Consider the following 11,014-nt stretch of genomic DNA (forward strand, 5'->3'; position numbering starts at 1 on the left):
CGGGGCGGGATCTCAGCTTCGAGGGATTCCTTTCAGATGTATCGACGGGCTCCCAATTTCACCGGTCCAGTCCGACTGTCCGACAGTCCGATTCACCGGCCAGGTACAGAAAAAAGAAAGGGTGGATTTGAGAGAGATCTTGCCCTATCATGATTTCCATGAAACCTAGCTATGCCCCGGACATTATCCCCACGGCAACCCGCTGGCTGCGGGAAGGACGCGACGTCGTGGTGGGTACCATTATCCACCAGGAAGGATCCTCCAACGCTCCCCTGGGGGCTCGCATGGCCTGCAACGACCGGGAAGAGATCGCCGGTGCCGTGAGCGGTGGCTGTGTTGAGTCAGACCTGGCCCGACAGGCCCGGGAGGTGATGCGGACCGGCGAAGCGCTTCTGATCCGCTACGGCCCCCGAGAGGGCGGGAACGAACCGGCCCTGGANGTGGGCCTCGCCTGCGGGGGATCGATCACGGTCCTGCTCGAACCACTGGACGAGGACTGGCTTGCCCGGCACCAGNANCCCTTTTGCGGAGTGGTGACCATCCAGGTGGCCGAGGGTTCTCCCTGTACCGTCACGCGGACCTGGTACCCCCGGGAGATGCCCTTTGGCGCGGGTCTGGTAAAAGATGCCTGGGAGGCGGGCCAGGCTGCNAGCAGGCGGTCGGGCACGCGAATTATCCTGGCCGAACCGGTGATTCCCGCCCCTGCCCTGCTCGTCTTCGGAGCAACCCCCGTGGCGGANGTCCTGGTACAGCTGGGAGGGATTATGGGGTACTCCTCGGTGATCAGCGACCCCAGGGAGACGCGCTTCTCGGGCCCCAGACCCGTGGCAGATCAGGAGTTTGCCTCCTGGCCGGACCAGACCCTGGGGAAACTCCTTGCGCAGGGCGACCTGGTGCAGCCGGGAAAACTCTTTGTGGTCTCCCTGGACCACGAACCCCGCTTTGAGGATGCCCTCTGGGAGGCCCTGCTGGAGCAGATGGGGCTGGGAAAGATCTCGGCCCCCTCCTATACGGGAGCGATCGGACAGCGGGACCGCGCCGGGGAACGGCGGGACCGGGCGGCCCGCAACGGGCTCGACCTGACACCTCTGGGACCGATCCATACGCCCGTGGGCATGAACCTGGGGGGCAAGGCTCCGGCCGAGGTCGCCCTGAGCATCATCTCCCAGATCGTGGCTTGTACGCACGGCCGACCCGGGGGGCACCTCTCAGGGTTTACCCCGGGAACACCTGGCTTACCGGTCTGACAGATCACCCTGCCCGGTCAGGGTCCGCAGAAGCCGGGAACTCTCGGGGTCGGCCCCCTCGCCGACGCCTATCGTCGCAGGGGTGAGCCCCCCGCGCTCACGCCGGACGCACTCGCGCAGGGCAGCCACCAGGGAGGGCCGGACCACTACCACCAGGGGGAGCAGGGGCACACCCTCTCCCCGCAGGAGTTCGCCCAGAAGCGCTGCGAACCCCTCCCCCCGCTCCAGCTCGAGGGGGCCGATCTCGTCCAGCACAACCAGCCGGTTACCACCCCGAAGCAGAAGCTCCCGAAGGGAAGCGGTGGCTCCATCGAACGCAGCGGGAGAAAAGAGATAGGGCCCCAGTGGCACGCCCGGAAAGGGGAGCTCCTCCCGGGGAGCCGCCGCCAGGGTATAGCGGGGTCTATCCCTCTCGGAGGCGCGCCGGGGAGGGGAAGCCGGATCCACCACCCGGGCCAGGGGGAAACGGGCCTCCCCGGGAAAGACCAGGGCGTCTATTCCAAAGCGCCTGCCCTGGTCGTCTTGGCAGGAAGGGGAGACCAGAGCAGCGACTCCCCGGTGACTTCGGGCCAGGCTCAAGCAGAACCTGCTCTTCCCGGCCCCCGGCGTTCCCGTAAGAATGGTCACCACGGGTTGCCTTCCTCTTCTCATGGCTCCTCCTGAAGCGTGCCCTGACGGCCCCAATACTCTTTTCCCAGTATACTTCCCCTGCCGTGGCCGGGAACAGCTGCACCGGGAGGTTCCCCCGATAGACACCACTTCCAGAGAGCCCGCACTCCCGGCGAGCCCGCCGGCCCTGACAGTCCCTGACAGTCCCTGCAGTATACAAACCCTACCAATACGTGGTACAAGTCCTGGCATCCAACACAAAGGGAGCTCATAGCAGAACCATGCAAAACACAATGGAAACCTTTTTCGAACTCAAGAAAAACAAGACCACCGTCCGGACAGAGGTGATCGCGGGTATCACCACCTTCCTCACCATGGCCTACATTCTCATCGTCCAGCCCCTGACCCTGGCCGAGGCGGGCATGGACTTCGGAGCGGTCTTTACGGCCACGGCGATCGCCTCCTTCATCGGGACCCTGGTGATGGCCCTGGTAGCGAAGTTGCCCTTCGCACTGGCTCCCGGTATGGGACTCAACGCCTTTTTTGCCTTCTCCGTTGTGGTGGGCATGGGCCGGAGCTGGCAGTTTGCCCTGACAGCGGTCTTCCTGGAGGGAATCATCTTCATTCTTCTCACCCTCTTCAACGTCCGGGAAGCTATCGTGGACAGCATCCCCGAGAACATCAAGAAAGCGATCTCCGTGGGAATCGGCCTTTTTATCGCCTTCGTGGGATTCAAGAACGCCGGGATCATCGTGGCACACGAAAATACGCTGGTCCAGTTGGGGAGCATGGGTGAACCGGGGGTTCTGGTGGCGCTGATCGGCCTGATCGGAACCGGGGCGTTCGTAGCCCTCAAGGTACGGGGCGCGCTCCTTGTGGGGATCCTGGGCGCCACGGTGATCGGCATCCCCTTCGGGATCACCACGGTGCGCGAAGGCTTCCAGATCATCAGCGCTCCCCCCTCGATCGCACCGGTCTTCATGCAGTTCGAGTGGGGCCAGATCTTCACCTTTGATATGCTTCTGGTGGTCTTCACCTTTCTCTTTGTGGACATGTTCGACACCGTGGGAACCCTGGTGGGTGTCTCCACCAAGGCCGGACTCATGACAGAGGATGGAAAGATTCCCCGCGTAAAGGGTGCCCTCATGGCCGATGCCATCGGGACGACGGCCGGGGCGATGCTGGGAACCAGTACCGTTACCACCTACATAGAGAGCGCTGCCGGGGTGGAAGAGGGAGGCCGCACGGGTCTTACCGCCCTGGTAACGGCCTGCTTTTTCCTGATCGCCCTCTTCTTCAGCCAGGTCTTTCTGCTGATACCCGCTGCGGCCACGGCCCCCGCGCTGATTCTGGTGGGTGTCTTCATGGCGAGCCCCGTGAAGGATATCAACTTCACCGACTACACCGAGGCGATTCCGGCCTTCCTGACCCTGATCGTGATGCCCCTGTCCTTCAGCATCTCCGAGGGAATCGTCTTCGGCGTCCTGGCCTATGTCTTCCTGAAGCTCCTCACGGGACGCCATAAGGAAATAACCCCCCTGACCTACGTGGTGGGTGTTTTTTTCCTGATCAGTCTGGTGGTGTGATCACTCCCCGGGGATAGCCCCCCGAGACGGCCCTCTGACCTGCGGGCCCGATCTGCTTCTTCCCCGGTCGCCCTCGGGCTGGGGAAAGATGGCGGGCGAAAATCCCGGGGGAAGATATCAGGGTATATCAAGGTATATCAGTCACCTGAGTTCCGGGCCGGGCGCCCGACCCGGAAGTCAGGCCCGGGATGCCAGAAAAAGCTCGACCGAGGGGACCCCCTCGAGCGAGCTCCACTCGTAGCCCGTTTCGTTGAGCCGCGCCTCCAGGCTGCTCCGGTCGTCGGCCTGAAACCCGATAAGAACATTCCCCCTGTCGCTGGCCCGATTCCGGTAGTGGAAGGCACTGATATTCCAGCGGGTCCCCAGAGTTCCGAGAAAATCTCCCAACGCTCCCGGTCGCTCGGGAAAATGAATCTGATAGAGATGCTCCTCCTGATCACCCGATACGGCACCTCCGATCATGTGGCGCAGGTGCTCCTTGGCGATCTCGTCGTCGGAAAGGTCGATGTGCTCGTAGCCCAGCGCATCCATGCGCGCCAGAAAGGCCCCCCGGTCGGCCGGGCTGGAAACACTCACCCCCACCAGGACGTGGGCGGTCTTGCCCCGGCGGAAGCGGTAGTGGAACTGGGTTATGGCGTGATCCCCCACCACGGCGGTGCAGAACTGCCTGAGCGCGCCTGCCCGTTCGGGCATGGCCGTGGCCACCAGCACTTCCCGGCCCGAACCGATCAGTGTCCGCTCGGCCACCTGCTGAAGCCGTTCGAAGGTCATATTAGCGCCCGAACACACCGCCACTGCCCGGGCGTCACCGGGCAGCCCGGTTTTCATGAGCCCCGCCGCAGCCAGCGCCCCGGCGGGCTCCACGATGCTCCGGGTATCCTCGAAGACCGCCTTGATGGCGGCACAAATTTCGTCGGTGCTCACGGTGATCACCCTGTCCACATAGCGGCGGACCGCCTCGAAGGTATGGACCCCCACCTGCTTGACTGCCACACCGTCGGCGAAAATACCCACGTGATCCAGCCGAACCCGCTCCCCCGCTCTCAGGGAGAGCTCCATGGCGTTGCTGTCAGCGGGCTCCACCCCGATGATCGTCACCTGCGGAACCAGCTGCTTCACGTAGAGCGCGATACCCGCCAGGAGTCCGCCACCACCCACGGGAACAAAGATATGCGTTACATCGGGAAGCTGTTCCAGAATTTCCCGGCCGATCGTTCCCTGACCGGCTATGACCAGAGGATCATCGAAGGGGTGGATGAAGGTTTCGCCGCTCTCCTGCATCCGCTCCCGGGCACAGGCGTAGGCCTCCTGAAAGGAGTCTCCCTCCAGAATGACCTCGGCACCGTGACCAGCCACGGCCTCTATCTTGATCAGGGGCGTTGTCTTGGGCATCACGATCGTGGCGGGAATACCGAGCATGGCAGCGCTCAGGGCCACGCCCTGGGCGTGGTTACCCGCGCTCGCCGCGATCACGCCGCGAAGGCGCTCCTCCCCCGTGAGGGCGGCAATCCGGTTATAGGCGCCGCGTATCTTGAAGGAGTGAACCGGCTGGAGATCTTCCCGCTTTAAATATACCTGCGCCCCCCGGAGAGCCGAGAGCTTCGGGGCGGGCGAAAGGGGCGTCTCCTCCGCCGCCTGGTAGACCCGGGCGAGGAGGACCTGCTTGAAGGCATCGGTCATGGCCCCATGGTATCGCCCGAGGGGCGGGGATATCCACCCCCCGGGAGGAGATTTCCGGCCGGGCTAGCTGCTCACGCTGCGCAGAGGATATTCCTCGCTGATGTAGGCTTCCTCGAATCCCGGGATCGCCCGAACCCACTGGAGGAACTGCTCGGCCTCGGCCTTCGTCTTGTAGGGACCGACCCGGAGCCGGTAGAAAATCTGGCCATCGACGTTCCGCGTCGTTACCCGGCCACCCAGATCACGTTCTGCCAGGGTCTGTTCGGCCTGAGCCACCCTGTCGCGACTCGGGGAGGCGATCAGCTGGATCCAGTATTCCGTTACCCGAACCTGGCGGGTTGCCCGTTGCTGGGGCTGTTCACGGGGCTCTCCGGCCGGGGGAGTCGCCTCCCGCCGGGGAGGGTCAGCCCGGGGCGGTGCGGGGCGGGATTCTTCGGCCGGAGCCTGGGAGACCCGGGAGGGTTCATCCCGGGGAGCGCGCGCCGGGGGCTCCTCTTCGCGGGGAGGCTCCGCCCGGGGGTCGCCGACCTCTGCCGGGAGGGATTCCCGGGGAGCAGCAGGGGGCCCTTCGGGGAGATCTTCCCCGCCGTAGACGATAATCAGGGGATCCTCCTCGACCGATTCCAGGGGAGCCCGCTCCTGGCGACGCACATATTCGATCGGGTCAAACTCCCGCACAGCACTCTGGCGCGTCCCCTCCGATTCAGCGCTCCCCCCGGGGTACAACAGGGCAACCCCCACTCCAAAGACGGCGACAAAAAAGATCGCCGCCGAAACGATGATCATCAGAACTTTGTTCTGCTCCATAGTGCGTTTAATCTCCTGGTTCCTGCCGTAACTGAAGAGCCTCCTCAAGCTGCCGATACAACAGCTCCGGCGCGCTCCGGTTATCTACTCTTATTATGTCGGCACGAGATCGCCGGGCTTGAATGTGGAGCTTCCGTTGCACCCACAGCCGGCGCAGCACCGCTCCCCAGCTCAGGGCATCTCTCCGGCGGGCCCGGAGCATCCTCGTGAGCAGGGGAGCCTCCACAAGAAAGACGCCATGGCAGAGCGGGTCCAGCCCCAGGGGAAAGAGCAGGGCCGCGTTTATGACCACCCTCGACGAGGGGTTCTCGCGCAGGATCAGCTCCGTACGCCGGGTAACCTCCTGCCGTATCCAGGGATGAACAATCTCTTCCAGCCGGGCCAGCGCCGGGGGGCTGGAAAAGACCAGCCTTCCCAGACGGCCCCGGTCGATCCGCTCTCCCCCTTCATCCAGGATGCCCGTGCCGAAACGCTCCAGGACCTCCTGGTGGAGCACCTCCAGCGCCTGGTGCCCCACCTGGTCCACGTTGATTTCCTGCCACCCCCGGGTGCAGAGCCACTGCACCACCATATCCTTGCCGGCGCAGCACTTTCCCGCTACCCCTGCCACCCTCACTGGTGCATCGCCCCCCAGCGGTCCCCGCTCTCCACGCTCACACCCAGGGGAACCGCGAGGGAAACGGCGCCTGACATCTCTTCCAGGAGGAGTGCCCTGACCTGCTGTTCCTCGTCGGGCGGGCATTCGAGAATCAGTTCGTCGTGGACCTGAAGGATCATCCGGGCCTGAAGGTTCTCCTGCCGGAGTCGTCGCGAGACGGCCAGCATCGCTTTCTTCACAATATCGGCGGCCGTTCCCTGGATCGGCGTATTCACCACCACCCGTTCCACCGCCGCTTTTACCGTCTTGTTCCTGCTGAGGATATCCGGCACCGGACGGGGCCGTCCCAGGAGCGTCCGCACCTCCCCTTCGACCTCGGCCCGGGCCACGGTGGCCTCGATAAACCGTCCAATGCCCTGATAGGTACCGAAGTAGGCCTGGATGAACTCCTCGGCCTGCTTGCGGGGCAGGCCCAGCTCGTTGGAGAGACGAAAGGCGCTCATGCCGTACATCACGCCGAAATTGATCGTCTTGGCGATCCGCCGCTGTTCCGCCGAGACCTCATCGGGAGCGACCCCGAAGATCAGCCCTGCCGTACGACGGTGTACGTCCTCACCGTTCCGGAAGGCCTCCATCAGCGCCTCGTCACCCGAGAGATGGGCCAGCACCACCAGCTCTATCTGGGAATAATCGGCGCTCACAAAGATCCAGTCCTGACGCGGCACGAAGGCGTCGCGGATACGCCGCCCCTGGTCATCGCGAACGGGAATATTCTGAAGATTTGGCTCGGCGCTGGAGAGGCGACCCGTGGCGGTTCCCGTCTGGTTGAGACTGGTGTGGATGCGCCCGGTCCGGGGATGGACCATCCGGGGCAGGGCATCCACGTAGGTACTGCGCAATTTTGTGTACATCCGGTATGCAAGAACCCGCTCGGGCAGGGGATCCTCCCGCGCCAGCTCCTGAAGCACCGCCGTATCGGTGCTGTAACCGGTCTTTGTCTTCTTCAGGGGCTGAAGTTTCCGCTCCTGGAAGAGGACCTCCTGGAGTTGTCTGGTGCTGGCGATGTTGAAGGGGTGACCCGCCAGATCGTGAATCTCCTGCTCGACCCGCTCGATCGTGAGGGAGAGTTCCCGGGAATACTCCTCCAGGGCGAAGACGTCGAGACCGATTCCGGCGGTTTCCATCTCTGCCAGAACCGGAACGAGGGGCATCTCCAGGGAGGTAAAGATATCGCGGACCTCCCGCTTGTCCAGAAGCCGGTCCAGTACCGTATACAGACGATAGGTAACAAAGGCATCCTCACCAGCGTAGCGCGCCGCCAGATCCAGGGGCACATCCCCGAAGTTCCTGTCATCCCCCGAGGAACCTCGCCGCCCCTTTTGTGCCGGGACCTCTCCCTCGGAGAAGAGATCGGCAAAGGCGATCGTCCGGTACCCCAGATAGTCCCGGGCCAGACGATCAAGGCCGTACCCCCCGGCCGAGGTATCCACCAGCCAGGCCGCGATCATGGTATCAAAATAGATCTGGCCCGGCCGTATCCCCCAGCGGGAGAGAATCTTGTAATCATATTTGAAGTTCTGCCCCACAATGCGGCAGGCCGGGTCTGTCAGGAGCGATTGGAGCTCCTGGCGGAGNTATTCTTCCTGGAAGAGCGCCCCCTCGGGCCCCCGCAGGGGTATGTAGCAGGCCTCGTCGGCGCTACAGGCCAGGGAGAACCCCAGGGGGTTCGCCGTGAGGGGATCCAGGCTATCGGTCTCCACATCGAAGGCGAAGGTTCCAGCCTCCCTGGCCCGGGAGATCCAGCGGGTCAGGTCCTCCCGGGTGGTAACCAGTTCGCACCGCCCCTCCCGCGCGAACCGCTCCTGCTCGTCCCGGGAGAGGACCAGCCCGGCCCGTTCCCGGGGAGACCAGGACGGACCGAGTTCGCCCTCCCTGGGGGCCTCCTCCGGGGCCGCCCCGTCCCCGGGCAGATCCCCCGGTCCGGCCCCCNCCTCCGCTACCGCCGGCGATACCCCCGTCTGCTCCACCAGTTTCGTCATTCCCTGGGCGATCATCAGCGGGGCGGCGGCNTGGTAATCGAGATCCCCCAGCTCATAGTCCGCTCCCCCGGCAGGGAGCGGCGCNTCGCAGGCCAGCGAGATCAGCCCCCGGCTCAGGAAAGCCTCGTGCCGTCCCGCGTCGAGCTTGCTGCGCCTGGCGGGGGTGAGGTCATCAAGATGATCGTAGAGATTTTCCAGCGTTCCGTACCGGGAGAGGAGATCGGCCGCTGTCTTCTTGCCGATGCCCTTCACGCCGGGNATATTATCCGAGGTNTCGCCGATAAGGGAGAGAAANTCCCGAATCTGCTCGGGCCAGACCTGCCAGTCCCGATACACCGCGTCCCGATCCATCTCGTCGATGCCGTCCTTGCCGGGCCGCAAAATCCGCACCGGTTCACCCACGAGCTGGAGCAGGTCCTTGTCCCCCGAGATGACCCGGCAGGGNCGCCCCTCGCTTCGGCACCGCTCGGCCAGGGTCGCCATCACATCGTCGGCCTCGTAGCGGTCGACCCGTACCGAGGGAACACCCAGAGCCTGGAGGATCTCCTCGATCACCGGGATCTGGGCGCGGAGGTCCTCGGGGGTCTCCTGGCGGTTCGCCTTGTACTGCTCGTACTGCTCATGCCGGAAGGTGGGCACCCGGGAATCCATGATCACCGCGAAGTGACGGGGCTGGTACTCCCGGAAGAGCGAGAAGAGGGTCCGAAANAANCCGAAGACCGCCGACGAGTTCTCTCCCCGGGGGTTCCTCAGGGGATTCCTGAAAAAGGCAAAGTACGATCGGTANATAACGCTGTAACCGTCCAGCAGATAAAGGGTGTCGTCCATATATGCCTTATACCATGGACATTTTCGATTGAACAGGAGCACCCTCGCTGTGCTATAGTAGAGNTATGGGAAAAAGAGGAAACCGTTCAAGGAACCGGGGCCAGCAGAACCAGAACCGTCCCCGGCCACCAAAAAAGAAAAAAGCCATTCCCTTTGACCCGGAGAAACATCTTCTTCCTCCGGCCCCGCCGGAGCGGGAGTACGGGGCCTGTCCCCTCTCGGGAGAAGAGATCGACGATATCGTGAATGCTATTGCGCACCCCCAGACGGGGGCTCCCGTGCGCTTCGAGAGCGTCATACAATCGCTCCGGGATCAGGAATCGGAAGAACTCGCCGAGGACGAACGCCTGGCCTATCTGGGCAGGGGCAACTTCGGCATTGTCAAAATAGAAAAAAAGGGCAGGAACAGGCCCGAGCTGGTGGTGCGGAAGTACTTCCACTACGAGGACACCCACGACAAGCAGCGATGGAGGCGGGAACTCGCGCCGGGGATTTCCCGGGATTACATCCCGAACCCCCAGCCCCTGGCCGACCTCTACTCACCGGAAGAGCTCGCTGCCTTTCCCCGGTTCGACGCGACCAGCTCCGCCGTGAACATCTCCCGCTCGTGAGGGCCACCCTGTCCTGAGATGATCACCATGGGGACCGAATCCGAACATCTCCCGCTCGTGAGGGCCACTCCCCTCCCGGGAGGGGGCCCTAGCGGGTCAGGTCTATCGATCGCCCCCCCCGGGGGGGCGGGGCAAAAACGGANCGCCCCTGNCGCGGCACCTGTAACTCCGTGATCCGCCGACCCAAGTCGTCCCTGTAGTTCCTCAGGAGTTCTTCATTTGTTCTCTGCTGCTCCCGGGCCCGGGCGAGGAGGGTCTCCATCTCTGCGCGCTGAACACCGGCCCGCGCATCCCCCCTGGCTCCATCGGGCGGGACCCGTCCCGGCTCCCGCTCCCAGGCCGCACAAACGCGCTGGACCGACTCGAGCGAGGAGAGCGNCTCGGCTCCCTCGCGAAGAAGATCCTCCAGGCGATCGGTCTCNCCCCCGGTGATGGCCCGATGCTGCTGCTCCAGAATCTCCAGATAGGAGAGCAGAAACTCCCTGGCCTGGCACCGGTAGCGCTCCAGACGATCTTCGGTCATTCCGCAGGATTACCCCGCAATGTTGACGCCCCCCCCGGTGGGAACGCTCCGGCCATCGGGCGATTGCCCTTCGATCTGTTTCCAGGCGTCCCGGAGGTTCACCATGAGCCCCCGCACCTCCCGAAGCGGCTCCTGCTCTTTTTTCACGTTGGCCTCCATNAGGCGATCGTTAAAAAAGAGATAGAGCCTGAGCAGATTGCGGGCGATCTCCCCCCCCTGCTCCAGGTCGAGGGAGACCATGAGCTCCGTNACGATATCCTGGGCCTTCACCAGGGCGTTGTTGATCTTGTCGAGTTCCCGGGAACTTTCCGCCAGGAGCGTTTCCGCCGCATCGATCTGCCGGAGCGCTTCATCGTAGAGCATCACGATGATACGCCCCTGGGACGCGGTCTTCACGCTCGTTTGCCGATAGGCACTCACAGAACTCTGTTGGTACGCCATGCTTCCTCCCTCTTGCATCTCCAGACCTTCACCATTCAGGCCTTC

Annotated in this window: 10 protein-coding genes; 3 read left to right on the plus strand and 7 right to left on the minus strand. The window is 63.8% G+C overall.

Annotated elements, in window-relative coordinates; genetic code table 11:
• Nucleotides 1-158 precede the first annotated feature (158 nt).
• Nucleotides 159-1,247 carry an XdhC family protein gene (locus B071_RS0113035; RefSeq protein WP_169336356.1) on the plus strand — a complete coding sequence of 363 codons (1,089 nt, stop codon included), beginning with the start codon at nt 159-161 and terminating at the stop codon, nt 1,245-1,247.
• On the opposite strand, the gene B071_RS0113040 is transcribed toward B071_RS0113035, so the two are convergent.
• Nucleotides 1,236-1,898 carry a P-loop NTPase family protein gene (locus tag B071_RS0113040; protein WP_157703234.1) on the minus strand — a complete coding sequence of 221 codons (663 nt, stop codon included), beginning with the start codon at nt 1,896-1,898 and terminating at the stop codon, nt 1,236-1,238. The genes B071_RS0113035 and B071_RS0113040 overlap by 12 nt on opposite strands.
• A 239-nt stretch (nt 1,899-2,137) precedes the next feature.
• On the opposite strand from B071_RS0113040, the gene B071_RS0113045 reads away from it, so the two are divergent.
• On the plus strand, nt 2,138-3,442 hold the full coding sequence (locus tag B071_RS0113045) for an NCS2 family permease (protein WP_498365811.1): 1,305 nt from the start codon (nt 2,138-2,140) through the stop codon (nt 3,440-3,442).
• A 177-nt stretch (nt 3,443-3,619) separates the two neighbouring features.
• Here the strand turns inward: B071_RS0113045 and ilvA are convergent, their stop codons facing one another.
• From ilvA to polA, 4 genes are all read right to left on the minus strand, one after another.
• Nucleotides 3,620-5,122, minus strand: a complete 1,503-nt coding sequence (ilvA, locus tag B071_RS0113050; protein WP_018527512.1) for a threonine ammonia-lyase, biosynthetic — start codon at nt 5,120-5,122, stop codon at nt 3,620-3,622.
• Nucleotides 5,123-5,185: 63 nt separating this feature from the next.
• Entirely contained in the window at nt 5,186-5,929 is a 744-nt protein-coding gene (locus tag B071_RS20190) for an SPOR domain-containing protein (RefSeq protein WP_018527513.1), read from the minus strand.
• A 7-nt stretch (nt 5,930-5,936) separates the two neighbouring features.
• A complete protein-coding gene (coaE, locus tag B071_RS0113060) occupies nt 5,937-6,545 on the minus strand; it encodes a dephospho-CoA kinase (protein WP_169336357.1) in 609 nt (202 codons plus the stop codon).
• Nucleotides 6,542-9,394 carry a DNA polymerase I gene (gene polA / locus B071_RS0113065; RefSeq protein WP_018527515.1) on the minus strand — a complete coding sequence of 951 codons (2,853 nt, stop codon included), beginning with the start codon at nt 9,392-9,394 and terminating at the stop codon, nt 6,542-6,544. The genes coaE and polA overlap by 4 nt, the downstream gene beginning before the upstream one ends.
• Before the next feature lie 65 nt (nt 9,395-9,459).
• Here polA and B071_RS0113070 point away from each other — a divergent pair, with 65 nt between their 5' ends.
• Nucleotides 9,460-10,005: a hypothetical protein gene (locus B071_RS0113070; protein WP_018527516.1), complete on the plus strand. Its 546-nt coding sequence runs from the start codon at nt 9,460-9,462 to the stop codon at nt 10,003-10,005.
• A gap of 88 nt (nt 10,006-10,093) precedes the next feature.
• On the opposite strand, the gene flgN is transcribed toward B071_RS0113070, so the two are convergent.
• Both flgN and fliS read right to left on the minus strand, forming a co-directional pair.
• Nucleotides 10,094-10,528 (minus strand): flagellar export chaperone FlgN, encoded by a 435-nt coding sequence (gene flgN, locus B071_RS0113075; protein WP_018527517.1) that lies wholly within the window; start codon nt 10,526-10,528, stop codon nt 10,094-10,096.
• Nucleotides 10,529-10,537: 9 nt separating this feature from the next.
• A complete protein-coding gene (gene fliS / locus B071_RS0113080; protein ID WP_438829711.1) occupies nt 10,538-10,987 on the minus strand; it encodes a flagellar export chaperone FliS in 450 nt (149 codons plus the stop codon).
• Nucleotides 10,988-11,014: the final 27 nt, after the last annotated feature.

This window comes from Alkalispirochaeta alkalica DSM 8900 (assembly GCF_000373545.1).
Classification (GTDB): Bacteria; Spirochaetota; Spirochaetia; order DSM-27196; family Alkalispirochaetaceae; genus Alkalispirochaeta; species Alkalispirochaeta alkalica.

Excerpts from the sequence above, each read along its gene's own strand:
- B071_RS0113040 (WP_157703234.1), bottom strand. The coding sequence starts at position 1,898 with ATGAGAAGAGGAAGGCAACCCGTGGTGACCATTCTTACGGGAACGCCG.
- B071_RS0113045 (WP_498365811.1), top strand. The coding sequence starts at position 2,138 with ATGCAAAACACAATGGAAACCTTTTTCGAACTCAAGAAAAACAAGACC.
- ilvA (WP_018527512.1), bottom strand. The coding sequence starts at position 5,122 with ATGACCGATGCCTTCAAGCAGGTCCTCCTCGCCCGGGTCTACCAGGCG.
- B071_RS20190 (WP_018527513.1), bottom strand. The coding sequence starts at position 5,929 with ATGGAGCAGAACAAAGTTCTGATGATCATCGTTTCGGCGGCGATCTTT.
- B071_RS0113070 (WP_018527516.1), top strand. The coding sequence starts at position 9,460 with ATGGGAAAAAGAGGAAACCGTTCAAGGAACCGGGGCCAGCAGAACCAG.